Source organism: Nocardioides ginsengisoli (assembly GCF_039537225.1).
Lineage (GTDB): Bacteria > Actinomycetota > Actinomycetes > Propionibacteriales > Nocardioidaceae > Nocardioides > Nocardioides ginsengisoli.
In genome coordinates this window covers 180,934-200,084 of record NZ_BAABAC010000003.1, presented here as the reverse complement: position 1 = coordinate 200,084, position 19,151 = coordinate 180,934, and the positions used below count along the sequence as shown (strand labels likewise).

16 protein-coding genes are annotated in these 19,151 nt (G+C 74.1%); 6 read left to right on the top strand and 10 right to left on the bottom strand.

The annotated features are described in order from the left end of the window. Window positions 1–69: 69 nt before the first annotated feature. Entirely contained in the window at window positions 70–1,311 is a 1,242-nt protein-coding gene (locus AB4880_RS00965) for an HNH endonuclease signature motif containing protein (protein ID WP_367917324.1), read from the bottom strand. A gap of 157 nt (window positions 1,312–1,468) precedes the next feature. On the opposite strand from AB4880_RS00965, the gene AB4880_RS00960 reads away from it, so the two are divergent. Next, entirely contained in the window at window positions 1,469–1,819 is a 351-nt protein-coding gene (locus AB4880_RS00960) for a UBP-type zinc finger domain-containing protein (RefSeq protein ID WP_367917323.1), read from the top strand. After that, window positions 1,819–2,568 carry an endo alpha-1,4 polygalactosaminidase gene (locus tag AB4880_RS00955; protein ID WP_367917322.1) on the top strand — a complete coding sequence of 250 codons (750 nt, stop codon included), beginning with the start codon at window positions 1,819–1,821 and terminating at the stop codon, window positions 2,566–2,568. Before AB4880_RS00960 ends, AB4880_RS00955 begins: the two co-directional genes overlap by 1 nt. Window positions 2,569–2,573: 5 nt before the next feature. Here AB4880_RS00955 and AB4880_RS00950 read toward each other — a convergent pair whose 3' ends face one another. Beyond that, the gene (locus AB4880_RS00950; RefSeq protein ID WP_367917321.1) at window positions 2,574–3,092 is read right to left on the bottom strand and encodes an OsmC family protein; all 519 of its coding nucleotides are present in this window, start codon (window positions 3,090–3,092) and stop codon (window positions 2,574–2,576) included. Between the two features lie 222 nt (window positions 3,093–3,314). Here AB4880_RS00950 and AB4880_RS00945 point away from each other — a divergent pair, with 222 nt between their 5' ends. Together AB4880_RS00945 and AB4880_RS00940 are read left to right on the top strand one after the other, a co-directional pair. Then, entirely contained in the window at window positions 3,315–4,775 is a 1,461-nt protein-coding gene (locus AB4880_RS00945) for a purine-cytosine permease family protein (RefSeq protein WP_367917320.1), read from the top strand. Between the two features lie 4 nt (window positions 4,776–4,779). Next, window positions 4,780–6,144, top strand: a complete 1,365-nt coding sequence (locus AB4880_RS00940) for a PucR family transcriptional regulator (protein WP_367917319.1) — start codon at window positions 4,780–4,782, stop codon at window positions 6,142–6,144. Between the two features lie 9 nt (window positions 6,145–6,153). Here the strand turns inward: AB4880_RS00940 and AB4880_RS00935 are convergent, their stop codons facing one another. The 6 genes from AB4880_RS00935 to AB4880_RS00910 all read right to left on the bottom strand — a co-directional run bounded on the left by AB4880_RS00935 (window position 6,154) and on the right by AB4880_RS00910 (window position 14,823). Beyond that, window positions 6,154–6,987, bottom strand: a complete 834-nt coding sequence (locus AB4880_RS00935; RefSeq protein WP_367917318.1) for a universal stress protein — start codon at window positions 6,985–6,987, stop codon at window positions 6,154–6,156. Window positions 6,988–6,991: 4 nt separating this feature from the next. After that, window positions 6,992–7,885, bottom strand: coding sequence for a universal stress protein (locus tag AB4880_RS00930; protein WP_367917317.1), 894 nt, complete (start codon window positions 7,883–7,885; stop codon window positions 6,992–6,994). Then, complete coding sequence (gene cydD / locus AB4880_RS00925) at window positions 7,875–11,249, bottom strand: thiol reductant ABC exporter subunit CydD (RefSeq protein ID WP_367917316.1); 3,375 nt, start codon at window positions 11,247–11,249, stop codon at window positions 7,875–7,877. Before cydD ends, AB4880_RS00930 begins: the two co-directional genes overlap by 11 nt. Continuing rightward, window positions 11,246–12,262: a cytochrome d ubiquinol oxidase subunit II gene (cydB, locus tag AB4880_RS00920; RefSeq protein ID WP_367917315.1), complete on the bottom strand. Its 1,017-nt coding sequence runs from the start codon at window positions 12,260–12,262 to the stop codon at window positions 11,246–11,248. Before cydB ends, cydD begins: the two co-directional genes overlap by 4 nt. Before the next feature lie 18 nt (window positions 12,263–12,280). Further along, on the bottom strand, window positions 12,281–13,720 hold the full coding sequence (locus AB4880_RS00915) for a cytochrome ubiquinol oxidase subunit I (RefSeq protein WP_367917314.1): 1,440 nt from the start codon (window positions 13,718–13,720) through the stop codon (window positions 12,281–12,283). A gap of 116 nt (window positions 13,721–13,836) precedes the next feature. Next, window positions 13,837–14,823: an Acg family FMN-binding oxidoreductase gene (locus tag AB4880_RS00910; RefSeq protein ID WP_367917313.1), complete on the bottom strand. Its 987-nt coding sequence runs from the start codon at window positions 14,821–14,823 to the stop codon at window positions 13,837–13,839. Window positions 14,824–14,955: 132 nt separating this feature from the next. Between AB4880_RS00910 and AB4880_RS00905 the strand changes: the two genes are divergently transcribed. Then, window positions 14,956–15,627 carry a response regulator gene (locus AB4880_RS00905; protein ID WP_367917312.1) on the top strand — a complete coding sequence of 224 codons (672 nt, stop codon included), beginning with the start codon at window positions 14,956–14,958 and terminating at the stop codon, window positions 15,625–15,627. Here the strand turns inward: AB4880_RS00905 and AB4880_RS00900 are convergent. Continuing rightward, window positions 15,599–16,012 (bottom strand): pyridoxamine 5'-phosphate oxidase family protein, encoded by a 414-nt coding sequence (locus AB4880_RS00900; RefSeq protein ID WP_367917311.1) that lies wholly within the window; start codon window positions 16,010–16,012, stop codon window positions 15,599–15,601. The genes AB4880_RS00905 and AB4880_RS00900 overlap by 29 nt on opposite strands. Window positions 16,013–16,150: 138 nt before the next feature. Between AB4880_RS00900 and AB4880_RS00895 the strand changes: the two genes are divergently transcribed. After that, window positions 16,151–17,686 carry a GAF domain-containing sensor histidine kinase gene (locus tag AB4880_RS00895; protein WP_367917310.1) on the top strand — a complete coding sequence of 512 codons (1,536 nt, stop codon included), beginning with the start codon at window positions 16,151–16,153 and terminating at the stop codon, window positions 17,684–17,686. On the opposite strand, the gene AB4880_RS00890 is transcribed toward AB4880_RS00895, so the two are convergent. Then, a complete protein-coding gene (locus tag AB4880_RS00890; RefSeq protein WP_367917309.1) occupies window positions 17,616–19,151 on the bottom strand; it encodes an acyl-CoA carboxylase subunit beta in 1,536 nt (511 codons plus the stop codon). The genes AB4880_RS00895 and AB4880_RS00890 overlap by 71 nt on opposite strands.

The following is a 19,151-nucleotide window of genomic DNA, read 5'->3' as shown; positions in this document are numbered from 1 at the left end:
GTCGGCCAGCGGTTGTTGCCGGTACACCCCTGTCCAGCGGTGGGTAGGTGAGTGCGCTGCTTTCGTGACTCATGTTCGGAGTGGGTGGGGGTGGGTGCCGCGGTGGTCGACCTGCCAGGTGAAGCCGTTGGGGCTGGTCCACTGATAGGTGCCCGGCTTCGTGACCTCGTAGCGCCAGTGGCTGTGGGTCTTGGCGCGGTGGTGGCGCCGGCAGAGCGGGACGAGGTTGCAGGGGCAGGTGGGGCCGCCTCGGCCGTGCGGTCGCGCATGATCAAGGTCGCACGAGCGGGCTTTGCGGCCGCAGTGGGGGAAGCGGCAGGTGTGGTCGCGGAGCTCGACGCTGGTGCGGTGGCGGTCGGGGATCTCGTACGACGTCACCGGGATGTGCTCGGCGAGGTCGATCACCGGTCGCACCACCACGGTGGTCGCCGATCCCAGCCATTCGCGGACCTGCTCGGCGCTGATGGGCCGGTCGTTCCACCGGGCGACGGGGTTGTCGCCCGAGAGCGTGGTGTCGGTGATGTGGACGTTGATCGTCGCTCGCCGAGCCGGCGCACCCTCCAGATCAAGCATCAAGTCGGCCCGGGCCAGTTCGCCGACGGCCTGGGAGCGGCGGACGTCGAGGGAGGCCGCGCTGCCCAGGCTCCCCAGCAGCGTGGCGCGGCGGGCGATGGCGTCGTCGAGGTCGTGGGCGTCGGCGGCGTCGAGCAGGCCGGAGATGGACGCCTGGCCGTTGCTGTTGGGCTCGTCGATGTCGACGTAGCGCTGGTCGGCCGCGGCCGCGCGCTCGGCCTCGGCGCGATCGGGGTCGAACCGGAGGATCGCCTCGGCGATCAGCCGGTCGAGCTGGGCCCAGCCGACGCCGGAGGCGTTGAACAGGTTGCGATCGACGAACGCAGCCGCCTCGGCGGAGAGCGGGCCGACCATGTCGGAGATCCGCTCGGCCCGCCACGGCGCCAGGCGTCCGGCCATGACGGCGGCCCACACGTGGGGCAGGCGCCAGGCGCAGCCCACGATCCGCCCGACGTAGGCGCGGCCGCCGTCGGGCGAGCGACCGAGGACGGCCACGAGCTCCATGAGCGCGAACTCCGAGACCAGCGGGGCGCCGTCGCCGGCCAGGGGCAGGCCGGTGTCGATGAAGCCCTCGCGGACCGTGGCCGCGCCCTCGACGCCTTCGACGATGTTGTCTTCGGCCCAGGTGACGATGTCGGCCCACTCGCGGATGAGCGAGGCGTGGCGGACCTCGGCCTCGGCGCGCAGCCGGGTCAGCACCGGGGCGGTGCTGGTGGCGGAGGCGGTGTCGCGAGGCATACCCCTACCCCAACATGTTGAGCCCCTCGTGGCTAGGTACCTGGGTAGGAATTGCCGCACTTTTTCCGCAGAAAACCAGGCGAATCCAGCCACTGCCCGCCTCGCTTCGCCCGCTCGCGACGCGACCGATGGCCCGGCATGACCTAGGGTCGTGACCATGGCCGAGGAGATCCCCGCGATCGCGCCCGACGTACCTCCGACCGGCGCCGGCTGCGTCGACTGCGACGCGGCCGGCGGGTGGTGGGTCCACCTGCGGCGATGCGCGGCGTGCGGCCACATCGGCTGCTGCGACAGCTCGCCGGCGCAGCACGCGTCGGCGCACTTCCGCGGGAGCGGGCATCCGATCGTGCAGTCGTACGAGCCGGGCGAGGACTGGTTCTGGGACTACGCCAGCGAGGACTACTACGCAGGCCCCGAGCTCGCCGCTCCCACCAGCCATCCCGACGACCAGCCGGCGCCGGGGCCGCGCGGGCGGGTGCCGCAGAACTGGCGCGAGCTGATCCACTGATGCTGCCAGCGTTGCTCCTGGCGCTGGTGGTCGCGGTGACGCCGTCGCCTGCGCCTCCCACGCCGCTGCCGGGTGGCGTCGACGTCGACTACCAGCTCGGCGGCGCCGTCGCGCCCGCCCCCAACGTCGGGGTCGTCGTCCGCGACCGCCGGGCCGCGCCCGCTCCCGGCCGCTACAACGTCTGCTACGTCAACGCCTTCCAGACCCAGCCCGACGAGAGCCGCCTCTGGCGCCGCCACCGCGCCCTCGTCCTGCGCGACGGCGGCCGCCCGGTCGTCGACTCCGCGTGGGGCGAGTGGCTGCTCGACATCCGCACGCCGGAGCGGCGGCAGCGGCTGGCCCGGATCGTCGAGCGCTGGATCGACCGCTGCGCCCGCGACGGGTACGACGCCGTCGAGCTCGACAACCTCGACTCGTTCACCCGCAGCCACGGCCTGATCCGGCCCCGCCACGCCCGCCGCTACGCGCGGCTGCTCACGGCGCGCGCCCACGCCGCGGGCCTCACTGTCGGCCAGAAGAACTGGGCCGAGCTCGACGGGCGGCGGATCGGCTTCGACTTCGCGGTGGCCGAGGAGTGCGGACGGTACGACGAGTGCGGCGCCTACGTGGCGTCGTACGGCGACCGGGTGCTCGTCATCGAGTACCGCCGCCGCGACTTCCGGCGCACCTGCGCGGCGTACGGCGACCGGCTCGGCGTCGTGCTGCGTGACCGCGACCTGACGCCACGAGGCGTCCGCTCCTGGTGCTGACCAGCTCAGACGAGGGTGACCTCGACCGGGACCGGATGGCGCAGCGTATGCCCGACCGGTGAGCTGGCCAGCACCTTCGCGTGGAGCTCTTCGAGCGCCGTACGCGGTGCGGGGGAGTCGATGGTGACCGTCGCCTCGATCCGGTCGAAGCCGGCGTGGCCCTCGGCGAGCCCCAGGAAGACCTGGAGGTCGAGGTCGCCGCGCAGGTCGACGCGGAGGTCGCGCAGCTCGATGCCGGCAACGGTCGCGTTGGCGGCGTAGCCGACCGCGAGGCAGTTGCCCAGCGCGCCGAGCAGCTGCTCGACGGGGTTGGGCGCCGTGTCGCCGCCGCCGAGGGCGGGCGGCTCGTCGGAGGGGATGGGCGCGAAGCCGCGGACCGTGGCGGTGGAGGTGAAGGCGCCGTCCCAGGTCACGTGCGCGGCCCAGGTCGTCCGGGCCCGGGCGGGCTCGTCGCGGACGGCGGCGACGAGGCCGCCGACGGCGTCGAGGTCGACGCCGTTGAGCTGGGTGCGGAGGGAGGTCATGGCATTAACTCTAGTGATTCGCTCATATTCGGGAAGGGGGTTCGCGAGACGCTCGCGCGGTGCCCGGCGAGACCTTGCGCGGCCCGGTGGCCCTTGTGCGATCCCACGACGCGGCCGGCCCGGATTGGAGGTTCCGTCGATCCCGCCCGCCCTGTGAGCACGCTCACCATGGAGCGAACCTGCTGACTGCACGAACAGTCAGGAGCCGACCAAGGAGCAGCCATGGCAGCGAACCCCGACGTCTCGACCGCGATCGAGCAGCACGGCGTCGACACCATCCCGGACGCCGACCGGAACGGCCGCCCGCGCGACGTCGTCGGCATCCTGGTCGGCTCCAACCTCTGCCTCGGCGTCGTCATCTTCGGCTGGCTGCCCGCGACGTTCGGGCTGAGCTTCTGGGAGAGCGTGACCGCGCAGGTCTTCGGCACGCTCGCCGGCTGCCTGCTGGTGGCGCCGCTCGCCCTCGTCTCCTTCCGTACGGCGACCAACCTGTCGACCAGCAGCGGCGCGCAGTTCGGCGTCCGAGGCCGGCTGATCGGGTCGGCGATCGGCCTGCTGCTCTCGCTCGGCTATGCCGCCCTCACCGTCTGGACCGGTGGCGCGGCGGTCGTCGGCCCGCTCCAGCGGCTGTTCGGCACACCGGACGGCGACGGCGCGTACGCGGTCGGCTACATCGTGCTCGCGGTCGGCGCCGTCCTGGTCGCCGTGTTCGGCTACCGGCTGCTGACCCGGCTCAGCTCGTTCCTGGCCGTGATCATGACCGCCCTGATGCTCGCCGGCGTGATCGCCTTCGCCCCGACCTTCGACCCGGCTCCGGTGCTCGGCAGCGGCTACCTGCTGGGCAGCTTCTGGCCCACCTGGCTGCTGGTCTTCGTCGCCGTCGGCATCTCCGGCCCGATCGCGTTCATCACCCTGCTCGGCGACTACACCCGCTACGTCTCGCCCACCCGCTACTCGCAGCGGCGGGTGCTCGTCGCGTCGACCGGCGGCATGGTGGCCGGCGTCCTCATCGCCCAGCTGTTCGGGACGTTCACCGCGTTCGCCACCCGCAACGCCGACGACTATGTCGGCGGCCTGGTCGCCGCGGCGCCCGCGTGGTTCCTGGTCCTGCTGCTCATCAACGGTCTGCTCGGCACGGTCGGCAACGCCGGCGTACTGCTCTACTCGATGGGCCTCGACCTCGACGCGATCGTGCCGAAGGTGAGCCGCGTCCAGTCGACCACCGTCGCCTGCCTGGTCTCCACGGTCCTGGTCTTCGTCGGCTACTTCCTCTGGGACGCCGCCGACGCGGTCACCGCCTTCGTCCTGCTGATGACCGCGGCCGGCACGCCGTGGGCGGTCATCACCCTGATCGGCTTCCGCCGCTCCCGAGGGCTGTACGACGGCGACGCGCTCCAGGTCCTCAACCGCCGCTCCCGCGGTGGCGCCTACTGGTACACCCACGGCTTCTCGATCCCCGCCGTCGTCTCCTGGGCGATCGGCACCGCGGTCGGGCTGCTGTCGGTCGACACCACCATCTGGCACGGCCCGCTCATCGAGCTGACCGGCGGCATCGACGTCAGCCCGCTGCTGGCCGGACTCGCGGGCGGCCTCGCCTACCTGGTGCTCGGCAACGACAAGGCGCCGGTCGAGCCGGCCGCGCCGGAGGGTGCCGCCGCCGAGGCGTCCGCTCTCCTACGATGAGCCCGTGCTGGTCGAGGAGCTGGTCCGCGACCCCGAGCTCGAGCTGCGCGTCGAGGTCGAGGGCAACCTCGGCCTCCCCGTGCGCTGGGTCCACATCATCGAGGTGGCCGACCCCGGCCGCTTCCTGCGCGGCGGCGAGGTGGTCCTCACCGCGGGGGTGTGGCGCACGAGCGGCCTGACCGCCGAGCAGTACGTCGCCCGGGTGGCCGAGGCCGGCGTCGCCGCGCTCGGCTACGGACTGGTCAGCGCCGACGAGTCCTGGCCCGACGACGTCGTCGTGGCCGCCCGCGCCCACGGACTCACCTGCTTCGTCGCCCCGGTCTCCACGCCCTTCGTGGCGATCGTCGAGCGCTTCGTCGCCACCAAGCGCAGCGAGTGGGAGGCGCCGCTGCGCCGCCAGCTCGACCACCACGCGGCGATGGTCTCGGCGTTGCGGGCCGAGCGCGGCGTCGGCTCGGTGCTGCGGGTGCTGAGCCGGCTGCTCGGCCGGCCGGTGGCCCTGCGCGCGCAGGGGGCGGTCCACGGCGAGCGGCCCGAGCCGTCGTACGAGGTGGCGGTGATCGGCTCCGGCCTCGCCGACGCCTCGCTGCTCCTCCCCGAGGAGATGGCCGACCTCGACGTGGGCCTGCAGGCGGCGGTCTCGACCGCGATGCCCTTCCTCGCGCTGGAGCTCGAGCGGGAGCGGGCGATCCGCGCGACCGAGCAGCGCTATGCGCTGGAGGTCCTGGACTGGATCGAGTCCGGCGTCGGCGACCGGGCCGCCATCGTCCAGCGCCTCGAGCTGCTCGGGATCCCGGCCGACGCGGCGGTCGCCGCGCTCGTCGTCCGCGGGATCGGGGTCGCGGACGTCGAGGCGCTGGTCGAGCCCGGCAGCCTCGTGGTCGAGCGGCCGGGCGAGGTGGTCGTGGTGGCCGCGCAGCCGCCGGCCGTCGTACCGGAGGGGCTGACGGGCTATGTCGGCGTCGGTCGCCGCGGCCCGGCCGACGACCTGCGGGTGAGCATCCTCGAGGCGCGCAAGGCGGTCGAGACGCTGGAGGCGCGCGGCCGACCCGGGTGGCTCTCGCACGACCAGCTCGCCAGCCCGACCCTGCTGCTCGACCTGCAGGACCCGGCCCTGCTGCGCGCCACCGGCGCCGCCGTCCTCGGTCCGCTCGTCGCGGCCGACGCCGAGCGGGGGAGCGACCTGCTGCACACGCTGACCGCGTTCCTCGACCACGGCGGCCGCTGGCAGGAGACCGCCGACGCGCTGCACGTCCACATCAACACGCTGCGCCACCGGCTCAAGCGGGTCGAGGAGCTCACCGGCCGCAGCCTGGCGTCGACCGCCGACCGGGTCGACCTGTTCCTCGCGCTGCGCGTGCACCGCTGAGGCGGGCGGTCAGAGCTGGTGCTCCGGCACCACCGCGACGGTGGTGTGCGCCCGCTCGACGACGGCGGAGGCGATCGACCCGGTGACCAGACGCCCGACCGAGTCGAGCGGATGGCGGCCGACGACGACCAGGTCCCAGGCGGCGGAGCGGCCGCCGAGGACCTCGTCGACGAGTCCGTGCGTGACGCGCAGGGCGACCGGGACGTCCGGGTACTTCTCGGAGAAGCCCGCGACGGACTCGGCGAGCAGCAGGTGGGCGTCGTCGCCCTCGCCCAGGTCGAGGTCGTCGACTCGCACGTTGCGCAGGCCGGCCACGGCCGCGACGACGTCCCACACGCAGTGGACGACGGTGAGCGGCAGGCCGCGTCGCGACGCCTGGTCGAAGCCGAACGCGATGACCGACAGCGACTCGGGCGTCCCGTCGGCGCCGACGATGACGCCCTCACCGACGTGGTCCTCGGCGCGCGGACGGCAGACCACGACCGGGCACAGCGCCAGCCGGCTGACCGCCGCGCTGACCGAGCCGAGCAGCATGCTGCGGACGGTGCCGCGGCCACGGGAGCCGAGCACCACCAGGTGCGCCTCGCGGGAGAGCTCGACCAGGATGCCGCGCGGGTCGCCGGCGGCGGTGAGGCCGGTGACCTCGACGTCGGGCGCGGCCGTGCGGACCCGCCGTACGGCCTCGGTGTTGATGCGGTGGACGTCGCCCTCGTCGGCGGTGACCACGACGACGGGACGGCCCTCGAGGCCGGCCTGCTCGGCGGCCCAGAGCAGCGCGCGGTCGGCGTGCTTCGAGCCGTCGGCGGCCACGACGATGCTGCCGGGGGTGACGGGGTGGGCCATGACGTCAGCTCCTCGATGTCGGGTCGGGCGACGGATCCGACTGGGGGACGACGGCGACCACGGTCCGCGCGCGCTCGACGACGGTGGTCGCCACGGCGCCGGACAGCAGCCTCAGGACGGTGTCGACCGGGTGCCGGCCCACGACGACCAGGTCCCAGGCGCTGCTGTCGGCGGCCAGGCACTCCTCGGGCAGCCCGCGGGCGAGCAGCTGCTCGACGCTCACCTCGGGGAACTTCGAGGCCATGCCCGCAACGCTCTCCGCGAGCAGCAGCCGCTGCTCCTCGAGCCCCTGCGTGTCGGCCGACACCTCGACGGGCAGGTGGGCCGTGGCCAGCTCGTCCCACATCGCGTGGACGACGGTCAGCGGCAGCCGGTGCAGCGACGCCTGCTGGAAGGCGAACTCGATGACGGGCAGCGACTCCGCCGTCCCGTCGGCGCCGACCAGGACGCCGCGGTAGGGCTCGCCGGTCCGGCGGCGCTCCGGGCGGCAGACGACGACGGGGCAGGCGGCGTCGCGGCTGACGGCCGCGCTCACCGAGCCCAGGACGGTGCTCCTGAAGACGCCACGGCCGCGTGAGCCGAGCACGATCAGGTGCACCCGGCGGGAGAGGTCGACGAGGACCTGGCGCGCGTCGCCGACGCGCACCGCGGTGGCTACGTCGAGTCCGGGGTGGAGGTGCTCGGCGACCGCCCGGGCAGCCTCGGCGACGGCGCGGGCGTGGTCGACCAGGTCCGGCGTCACCACCGGGACGCCGGGTGACCCGGTCGCCGTCACGATGGTCAGCGGACGACGCTCGAGGAAGGCCTGCTCGGCGGCCCAGCGCAGCGCGCGGTCGCCGTCCTCGGATCCGTCGGCGCCGACGACGATGCTGCCCGGGTCGATCTGCTCAGTGGTCATGGCCCCAGCCTCCTGTCGCCGGCGGCCGGGCGACACGGGCCGCGGCCCCGGAACCGGCGGGACCTTCGGCCCCTGCGCCCAGGCCGGGAGTCAGCTCGGGAGTCAGCTCGGGGGTCAGCTCCACGGTGCGGTCGACCAGGTCGAGGCCGGCGTCGGCGTGGGTGATCCACAGCACCGAGCGGCCGCGCCGTCCGGTCAGGAGCTCACGGGCGAGCGCCACCGCGGTCGCGTGGTCGAGATGGGCGGTCGGCTCGTCGAGGACGAGGACCGGCTGCTCGGCGAGCAGCGAGCGGGCGACGCCGATCCGCGCGCGCTCGCCGCCCGAGACGGCCGCATGGCCGGCGCCGACCCAGGTGGCCAGGCCGTCGGGGAGGCTGTCGAGCCAGGGACCGAGGTGGGCGCGCCGCAGGGCGTCCTCGACCTCGGCGTCGGTGGCGCCGGGGCGGGCCAGCCGGACGTTCTCGGCCACGGTGGTGGCGAAGACGTGCGGGTGGTCGTCGACCAGGCCGACCCGGCGGCGTACGTCGTCGAGCGAGAGGTCGTCGAGCCGCTCACCGCCGAGCCGGGCCTCGCCCGCGCTGGGATCGAGGAAGCGCAGCAGGACGGCGGCGACCGTGCTCTTGCCCGAGCCCGACGGACCGACGAGAGCGATCCGGTCGCCCGGCGCGAGGTCGAGCGAGACGGGTGCCGTCTGGGGAGCCCGCACCTGCCAGCGCGCCCGCATCGCGTCGAGCACGACGTCGTCGCCGACGGTGGTCCGGAGTCCGGGGCGGTCGGCCACCGCGGGCTCGACGCGCTCCAGTGCACGCAGCCGCTCGTCCGCGGCGGCGGTGCGGACCGCGAGGACGCCCGCGTCGGCGCAGGGGAGCGCGACGTCGGTGAGAGCGAGCGGCAGCAGCACGAGCAAGGCCATCACCGGGCCCGACACGCCACCGGCGGTGAGCGCGGTCCCGGCCACGGCCGCGCCGCTGCCGAGCAGCAGCAGGCCGCGGGCGGCCGTCAGCCATGCCGCGCCGACGGAGCTCGCCCGCCCCATCCGGGCGCTCGTCGCGGCGACCTGGTCGGCGACGGGAAGGGTCCGCTGCCACATCCGCAGCTCGTCGGCGACCTGGACCGCCTCGACCACCCGCGTCGAGAGCTCGGCCCGCAGCCCGACCAGCGCCTGCTCGGCGCGCCGCGCGCCGTGCCGGCTGACGAGGAACGCGACGCCGGCGAGCGTGCCGTAGGCGGCGACGATCAGGCCGGCCACCGGGTGCAGCAGCCCCGCCACCGCGGTCGCGAGCAGGGTCACCAGGGCGACCTGGACCAGGGGCAGCCGGACCCGCAACTGCCGGTCGACCACGCTGTCGACGTCGTCGACGATCGCGCTCAGGGCGTCGCCGCGGCGGTGGCCGAGCCGGGCCGGGACCAGGGGGACCAGCGCCTCGTAGACCTCCACCCGCCGCCGCGCCAGCAGGCGCAGCGCGGCGTCGTGGGAGCGGAGCCGCTCGACGTACCGCAGGACCGGACGGGCCAGGCCGAACGCCCGGACCCCGACCACCGCGACCAGCAGGGTGAGCACGGCCGGACGGGTCGACGCCTGGACGATCAGCCAGCCCGCGGTGGCGGTCAGCGCGACGCCGGACGCGGAGGCGAGGGCGCCGATCACCGCGGCGCCCGCGAGCGTACGGCGCGCTGCGGACGTGGCCTCCGGTGCGATCTCCGGCGCGGCGGGAGCGGCGGGCGCGGCCGGAGCCACCGACCGCGTGGACGGCGCGGGCGACGGCAGCGGCGCCGCCAGCTCCAGCCGTCGGTCGGCCAGCGCGACCAGCCGCGTCCGGTGCGCCACCACGATGACACTGCTGCGCCGGCCGAGCCCGGCGATGGTGTCGGCGATCACCTGCTCGGTGAGGTCGTCCAGGTGCGCGGTCGGCTCGTCGAGCAGCACCCACGGCCGGTCCGCGAGCACCACCCGCGCCAGGGCGAGGCGGGCGCGCTCGCCGGCGGAGAGGGTGGTGCCGTCCTCGCCGAGCGGGGCGTCGAGACCGCCCGGCAGCGCCCGCACCCGCTCCTCGAGCGCGACCTCGCGCAGCGCCGCCCAGATCCGCTCGTCCGAGGCGTCGGGCCGGGCGAGCCGGAGGTTGTCGGCGATGCTGCCGGCGACGAACTGCGGCTGCTGCGGCAGCCACGCGATCTGCGCCTGCCAGGACGGTCCACCGACCACCACGCCGCCGGACGCGATGGTGCCGGTGGTGAGCGGCCTCAGGCCGGCGACGGCCGCGAGCAGGGTGGACTTGCCGCAGCCGGACGGCCCGGTCAGTGCGGTGATCCCTCGTGCGGGGACGAGCGCGGAGACGTCCCGCACCGCCGGCACGCTCCGGCCGGGATAGGTGACGCCGACACCGTCCAGCACCAGGGGCAGGTCGCGCGGCGCGGCGGCGTCCACCTCGTCCGCCGGTACGGCGAGCAGGTCGTGGGCCGCCTCGAAGGTGGCCGCTCCTTCGGCGGCGGCGTGGAACTCCGCGCCCACGCGCCGCAGCGGCCAGTACGCCTCCGGCGCCAGCAGCAGGACGACGAGTGCGGTGTGCAGGCCGAGCCCGCCCGCCGCCAGGCGGACGCCGACCGTGACCGCGACGAGCGCGACCGAGAGCGTCGCCACCAGCTCGAGCACCGCGGACGACGCGAACGCGATCCGCAGCGTCCGCAGAGTCGCGCGCCGGTAGCGGTCGGTGATCGCGGCGATCCGGCGGCTCTGCGCGTTCGCGCGCCGGTAGGCGACGAGCGTCGGCAGCCCGCGGACCACGTCGAGGAAGTGGCCCGACAGCGAGGCCATCGCCCGCCACTGCTCCGCCGCGCGGTCGCGGGTGGCCAGGCCGACGAGGGCGCCGAAGACCGGCACCAGCGGGAGCGTGGCGAGCACGATGCCGGCGCTGAGGAGGTCCTGGGTGGCGATCGCGACGACGGTCAGCGGCGGCAGCACGGCGGCGACGACGAGGGTGGGAAGGTAGCGGGTGAGGTAGGGCTCCGAGGCCGCGACGCCGCGAGTCACCAGGACGGCGAGCTCGCCGTCGTCCGTCCTGCCGGGGCGCTCCAGGAGGGCGCGCAGCAGCCGGTGTCGCAGCACCGTGCCCACCGTCGCGGCCGCCCGGGTGGCGCAGAGATCGCCGACCGCGCCCGCGACCCCGCGCAGCGCGAGCAGGACGACGACGGCCAGCCCCCAACCGAGCACGTCGGCGCCACGCAGCACCGCGACGATCAGCCCGGTGACCGCCCATGCCTGGGCGATCACCAGCAGCCCGCCGGCCACCCCGGCGGCGACGACGCCGCCGAGGGCGGCCCGCGCCGGGACGAGGAGCCGGCGCAGCCTCGGGTCCGCGGGCCTCATCGCGCCGACGCGAGCTCTGCGGTGGGGATGTGGTGCGTGGCGATCCGCTTGCGGAACACCCAGTAGGTCCAGCCCTGGTAGAGCAGCACCAGCGGCGTGAAGATCACCGCGGTCACCGTCATGATCCGCAGCGTGTACGACGTCGCGGCCGCGTTGGTGGTCGTCAGGCTGGCCCCGTCGGCCAGCGTGGTCGGCATGACGTCGGGGAAGAGGGCGAGGAAGAGGCCCGCGACGGCGAGCGCGATCGCGACGAAGGTCCCGACGAAGGCCCAGCCTTCGCGGCCGGCCCGGGCCGCGAGTCCGCCGCCGACCAGCGCCACGGCGGCGACGACGAAGGCGACCGCGGACCCGACGGATCCGTGCTGCGCCTGCGTCCAGCCAAGGAAGGCGACGGCGAGCACCGCGGTCACCGCGACCGCCCGGACGCCCAGGCGACGGGCCCGGTGCCGGATCTCCCCGTCGGTCTTGAGCGCGATGAACAGCGCGCCGTGGGTGACGAAGAGCGCGAGCGTGGTGAGCCCGCCGAGCAGGGCGTAGGGGTTGAGCAGTCCGACCAGCCCGCCGACGTACTCGAGGTTCCGGTCGATCGGGACGCCGCGCACGATATTCGCGAACGCCACGCCCCACAGCACGGCGGGCACGAGCGACCCGACGACGATCACCTGGTCCCAGCGCCGCTTCCAGCGGTCGTCGGGGCGCTTCGCGCGGTACTCGAAGGCGAGCCCGCGGACGATCAGCGCCACCAGGATCACCAGCAGCGGCAGGTAGAACCCGCTGAACAGGGTGGCGTACCACTCGGGGAAGGCGGCGAAGGTGGCTCCGCCGGCGACGAGCAGCCACACCTCGTTGCCGTCCCAGACCGGGCCGATCGTGTTGATCATGACCCGGCGCTCGGTGTCGTCGCGGGCGAGCACCGGCAGCAGCATGCCGACGCCGAAGTCGAAGCCCTCGAGGGCGAAGTAGCCGATCCAGAGGACCGCGATGAGGATGAACCAGACGGTGGTGAGCTCCATGACGATGTCTCCTCGCGGTCAGTAGGCGAAGGCGAGGGGACGGTCCCCGCCCTGGTCGGCCCCTGCGGGGACGTCGGGCGGCAGCTCCTCGGCGCCCTTGCGGATCCAGGTCAGCATCAGCCGCACCTCGACCACCGCCAGGACGCCGTACACGGCGGTGAGGGTGAGCAGCGAGATCCACGCCTCGGTCGTCGTCAGCCCCGGTGACACCGAGTGCTCGGTCGTCATCAGGCCGAAGACGGCCCACGGCTGGCGGCCCAGCTCGGTGAAGATCCAGCCGAAGGAGTTGGCGAGCAGCGGCAGGAACGGCAGCGCGATCGCGGCCGCCAGCACGGCCCGGCCCTGGGGTGTCCGGCCCCGGCGGGTCACCCACAGCACCCAGGCGGCGACGGCCATGCCGGCCATGCCGAGGCCGATCATCAGACGGAACGTCCAGTAGGTCAGGGGGATCACCGGCGTGTAGTCGCCGGGGGAGTAGTAGGTCGCGCCGGGGTCGGCGCCGTAGGTCGCGCGGTACGTGGCCCGCAGGTCGTCGATGCCCTTCACCTCGCCGTCCGTCGTGCCCGTGGCGAGGAAGGAGAGCAGGTCGGGGATCTTGACCGAGAAGGTCTCGTGCCTGCCGTCGAGCGTGCCGAGCTGGAAGACGGAGAAGGCCGCCGGCGCCTCGGTCGCGTAGAGGCCCTCCGCGGCCGCCATCTTCATCGGCTGGACCTCGGTCATGACCTTGCCCTGCAGGTCGCCGCTGACGACGACGCCGAGCGCAGCGACCAGGACGATCCAGGCCCCGGTGCGCACGGCGGGCCGGTAGACGGCGCGGTCCTCGTCGGTGCGCGCGCGGCGCAGGTGCCACAGCGCGATGCCGACGACGAACGCGGCGCCGGTCAGGTAGGCCGACAGCACCACGTGCGGGAAGGTGACCAGCTGGACCTTGTTGAAGAGCACCGCCGCGAAGTCGTTCATCTCCGCGCGGCCGGTGTGCGGGTTGAAGGCGTAGCCGACCGGGTGCTGCATCCACGAGTTGGCGGCCAGGATGAAGTACGCCGAGAACAGCGTCCCGACGTGCACGAGCACGATGCAGGCCGCGTGCAGCTTGGCCGGCAGCCGGTCCCAGCCGAAGATCCAGAGGCCGAGGAAGGTCGACTCCAGGAAGAAGGCGAGCAGGCCCTCGATCGCGAGCGGTGCCCCGAAGACGTCGCCGACGAAGCGGGAGTAGTCGCTCCAGTTCATGCCGAACTGGAACTCCTGCACGATGCCGGTCACCACGCCGATGGCGAAGTTGATGAGGAAGAGCTTGCCGAAGAACTTCGTCAGCCGGAGCCAGCGCTCGTCGCGCGTCCGCAGCCAGGTGATCTCGTAGCCGGCGATGATCGCCGACAGTCCGATCGTGATCGGCACGAACAGGAAGTGGTAGACGGTCGTGATGGCGAACTGCCATCGGGCGATGTCGGTCGGGTCCACGAGGGCTCCTGGCAGAGGTGGGAGGCTGACGCGTCCACGCTAGGGACGGCGCCACCGGCCCACCCACGGCCGGATTCCCCGTGCTGACGGGACTTTCGGCCCCCGGATGACGGACGTCAGACCTGCAGGACGTCGGCGAGCGGCCGCCGCGGCGTGCGCGGCAGCCCGCGTCGCCCGATCGCCTGCCAGCCCACGCGGAGCAGCAGGTGCGGCTCGAACGCGCGGCCGAGCACGCTGCGGCCGATCTCCCTGCGGATGCTCTCCACCTCGATCGGCTGGCTCATCGGGACGACGGACATCCCGGCGCGCGTGGCCTCCAGCCAGATCGCGCTCATCGCCTCGCCGGTGCGCAGCCAGCTGCCGACGTCGTCGCCGTGGCCCCCGAGCACGATGACCCGGTCGCCGCCGTGCAGCACCAGCCGGGTGTCCTCCAGGACGCCGGGGCGGAAGCGCGAACGCGCCTGGAGCGGCTCGGGGTCGTCGGGCAGCAGGTCGAGCGGGATGCCCTCAGGAGTGGCGCGGTCGATCCAGCGGTCCTGCTCGTCCTGCCGGTCGCGGTCGATCTCGAGGAACGTCAGCGCCCGGTTGGCGAGCAGCTCGAGCCGGAACCGGTCGCCGTCGTCGACGAGGGCCTGCGCACGCACGCCCCACGGGGCGGCCAGCCGGCACAGGTCCTCGAGCCGGTCCTGCGGGACCGGCCACGCGGTGAACCGGCGCCGGTCGGTGCACCGGGTACGCAGCAGGTCGATGTCGCCGCGCTCGATCGCGTGGTGGCCGCGCCGGGTCACGACGACGTCGGCGAGCAGGGTCTCGTCGGGGTCCGGGGGCAGCCGGACGACGGTCGTGTCCCAGCCGAGAGCGCGCGCCGCGAACTGCAGGTGGTGCAGCGCGGCGCCGCAGCTGATCGTCAGGTTGCGGCCGCGCGGGTCCTCGGCCGGCAGCCGGCGCCGGAGGTCGGCGCTCAGCGAGAGCCGGCCGCCGTCGTACCGCCACCGCCAGGGCTGGGTGTTGTGGACGCTCGGGGCGAGGCAGGCGAGCGACACCAGGCGCTCGACCACTGCGGTCGGCGCCGCCTCGATCTGGGACAGCCGGGGTGTGCTCATCGTCGCCTCCTGTGCCACTCGGCGTCTCCAATGTGCGGGGTAGCCGGTGGGTGCGACAGGGCCGAAGGTCCTTTCCTGGAAGGTGTCCGGTCCCGGTCCGTTGCGGGGCCGCCCGGGGCTACCGTGGATCCCGTGAGCGACGTGACGGGCGAGACCTCGCCGCAGATCCGGGTCTATCTCCTCGACGACCACGAGATGATCCGGCGCGGCATCCGCGACCTGCTGGAGACCGAGCCCGACATCGTCGTGGTGGGGGAGTCGGACTCCGCCCAGGAGGCCGCCCGCCGGATCCCGGCCCTGCGGCCCGACGTCGCCATCCTCGACGGCCGGCTGCCCGACGGCTCCGGCATCGACGTGTGCCGTGACGTCCGCTCGCAGGACCCGTCGATCCGGGCGCTCATCCTGACGTCGTACGACGACGATGACGCGCTGTTCTCGGCGATCATGGCCGGCGCCGCGGGCTACGTGCTCAAGCAGGTGCGCGGCAACGACCTCGTCGACATCGTCCGCCGCGTCGCCGCCGGCCAGTCGACGCTCGACCCGTCGGTGACCGCGCAGGTGCTGGAGCGGATCCGTACCGGCCCGCCGGTCGACAAGCAGCTGGGCTCACTCACCGATCAGGAGGGCCGGATCCTCGAGCTGATCGGCCAGGGGATGACCAACCGGCAGATCGCCCGCGAGATCCACCTCGCCGAGAAGACGGTCAAGAACTACGTGTCCTCGCTGCTCGCCAAGCTCGGCATGACCAGCCGCACCCAGGCGGCGATCTACTCGGTCAGGAACGCGCCGCGCTCGGACGGCTGACCCGCCGTCCCGCCACCTGCCGCGGCGTGATCCGCAGCCCGAGCGTGCGCGGCCCGGTCACCCACGGCGTCGGCGCGTCGGAAGCGATCCGGTCGCGGGTGCAGCGACCCTGGACGAGCACGCTCCAGCCCTCGTGCGCGAGCCCGTCGAAGTCGTCGACCTCGAACGCCACGTCACGGTCGGCGCAGTCGCGCGCCATCAGCGAGTACGGCGACGTGCGGATCACCAGGTCGCCGTCCTCGACGGCGAAGTTGACCGGGATCACCGAGACGCCCTGCGCCCCCGACCACGCGATCCGGCCCACCGGGCGGGAACGGAGGTGGTCCCAGCACTCGTCGTCGCTCAGCGTGATCAGCCTTCCGGGCTGGACCTCGGACATCGGCATCGGGACCACCTCCTCATCGGGGACGTCTCCATCCTCGGCACGCGCGCCGCGTGGGGGCAGGTCCGTGGGTCCCGGGTCCTCGGGCCTTTGTGCCCGTGCCGTCCCGCCGGACCGGCCCGATGCCCTAGCGTGGCGCTCGTGAACCTCGACGAGGTCGAATTCGAAGAGCTCGTCCGCGCGGTGCTCGACCGGATGCACGGCGCGCTCGACCAGCAGGCCAGGCTGCAGCTCCTGCTCGACGCGGTGGTCACCATCTCCGCCGACCTGAGCCTCGACGGCGTGCTCTCCCGGATCGTCGCCATCGCGTCGCGCCTCGCGGACGCCCGGTACGCCGCGCTGGGCGTGCTCAGCGCCGGGCGCCAGCGCCGGCTCCGCACCTTCGTCCACCACGGGATCTCCGACGAGCTGGCCGCCGAGATCGGCGACCTGCCCACCGGCCACGGCCTGCTCGGCCTGATCATCGACCGGCCGGAGCCGCTGCGGCTGCACGACATCGCCGAGCACCCCGAGTCCTACGGATTCCCGCCGCACCACCCGCCGATGAGCTCCTTCCTCGGCGTCCCGGTGCGCATCCGCGACCGCGTCTTCGGCAACCTCTACCTGACGGAGAAGGCCGGTGGCGGCGACTTCACCGCCGAGGACGAGGAGATCGTCGTCGCGCTCGCGGCCGCAGCGGGCGTCGCGATCGAGAACGCCCGGCTCTACGAGGAGGCACGGGTCCGCGAGCAGTGGGCGCGCGCGACGGCCGAGATCGCGCCCGCGCTGGCGACCGCCGACCCCGACCGGCCGTCGTACGGCGTGCTGCTGGAGCGGGCGCGCGAGATCGCCCGTGCCGACGCCGCCTGGGTGTCGGTGGGCGAGGACGACGGGCCCGACGAGCCGCTCGACGGCCCGGTCCTGGTGGTCCCCTTCTCGCCGTCGACCGGGCTCGCGGGGACGCTCTCCCTGGGGTGGCGGGCCGAGCACGAGGACCGCTTCCACACCCTCGACGCGCAGCTGGTTACGACCTACGCCGAGCAGGCCGGTCTCGCGCTCCAGCTCGCCGAGGCGCGGGAGGACCAGCGCCGGCTCGCGGTCTTCGAGGACCGTGACCGGATCGGGCGCGACCTGCACGACCTGGTGATCCAGCGGCTGTTCGCGGTCGGGCTCGGGCTCCAGGGCACGACCCGGATGGTCGAGAAGCCGGAGGTGGCGGCGCGGCTGGAGCAGGCGGTCGACGACCTGGACGCGACGATCAAGGACATCCGGCGCGCGATCTTCGGGCTGAGCAGCCTCGAGTCCGACGGCGACGTCCAGGCCGAGGTGACCCGGCTCGTGGACCGGGCGGCGTCGACGCTGAAGTTCCGTCCGTCGCTGACCTTCGAGGGGCCGGTGCGGACGCTCGTCCCGGACGACGTCGTACCGGACCTGCTGGCGGTGCTCGCCGAGGGCCTGTCCAACGCCAGCCGGCACGCCGACGCGCGGTCGGTCGAGGTGGTCGTCGCGGCCGGCGACCGGATCGTGCTGACCGTGCGCGACGACGGCCGGGGCATGGCCGACGACACCGTGGAGAGCGGGCTCGCCAACATCCGCGCCCGCGCCGAGCAGCGCGGCGGGACGCTCGTCATCGACTCCGGTGCGGGTCGGGGTACGGCGCTGGTGTGGTCCGTGCCGCGCGCAGCGTCGCCCCGATGACCGCCCGCGTCTCCGCCGGGTCGATCACGTCGTCGATCTCGAACACCCGTGCCGCGTTCAGCGCCGCGGCGTGCGTGCGCTGGACGGCGGTCAGCTCGGCGACCCGCGCCTCGCGCGCCTCCTCGGGCAGCGCGGCGAGCTCGTGCGCCATCGCCAGTCGGACCGCGCCCTCCAGGCCCATCGGCCCGAGGTGGGCGTCGGGCCAGGCGACGGTCAGCAGCGGGCGCTGGGTGCTGCCGCCGAGCATCGCCTGCGCGCCGAGGCCGTAGCCGCGGCGCAGGACGACACCCACCAGCGGCTGGGTGAGCCGCGCCCCCGCGGTGACCATCCGCGAGGCGTGCCGGACCAGGCCGGTGCGCTCCGCGTCCGGCCCGACCATGAAGCCGGGGGTGTCGACCAGCGACACCACCGGCAGCCGCCAGCGCTCGCACAGCTCGAGGAAGTCGGCGGCCTTCGCAGACGCGTCGGACGTCAGCGCACCCGCCAGGTGGGTGGACTGGTTGGCGACGATCCCGACGGCGACGCCGTCGATCCGCGCGAGCGCGGTGACCAGCTCGGGCGCCCAGCCGGCGCGGAGCCAGGTGACGCTGTCGGTGTCGGCGAGCTGCTCGACGACGGGGCGGACGTCGAAGGCCTCGCGGTCGTTGGCGGGGAGCATCGCGCGCAGCTCGTCCTGGTCGCCGCCTTCTCCGCCGGAATGGGGCGGCTCGAGATACGACAGCAGCTGCCGGACGACGGCGACCGCGTCCTCCTCGTCGTCCACCACGACGTCAAGGACACCGTTGGCCGCCTGCACCTCGACCGGGCCGATCTCCTCCGGCGCGAACTGTCCCAGCCCACCGCCCGCGATCATTGCCGGCCCGGCCATCCCGAGGTTGGCGTCGGGCGTCGCGACCCGCAGGTCGGCGCACCCGGCGAGGACCGCATTGCCCGCGAAGCAGCGCCCCGACACGACCGCGATCCGCGGCACCACGCCCTCCAGTGCACCCCACAGGGCGAAGGACCCGACGTCGAGCCCCGACACGACGGGCAGGTCGACGTCGCCGGGACGGCCGCCTCCGCCCTCGGTGAAGAACACCGTGGGCAGCGCCATCCGCCGGACCAGCTCGATGAGACGGTCGGACTTGCGGTGCCCGCGCATGCCCTGCGTGCCGGCCATGACCAGGTAGTCGTAGGACAGGACCGCGACCGGGCGCCCGTCGATGCGCGCCGTCCCGCCGATGATCCCGTCGGCCGGCGCCTCGACGACCAGCTCGGCGAGGTCGCGCCGCTGCTCCTGGGCGGCGGTGACGAAGCGCCCGTACTCGACGAAGGAGCCCTCGTCGACGAGGTCGGCGATGTTCTCGCGCGCCGTACGACGCCCGCGACCGTGCCAGCGCGCCACCTTGTCGGGCCGCGCCGCGTCGGTGGTGAGGAAGCGGCGCGCGAGCACCTCGGTCAGGCCCCGTGCTGGCTCGTCGGTCAC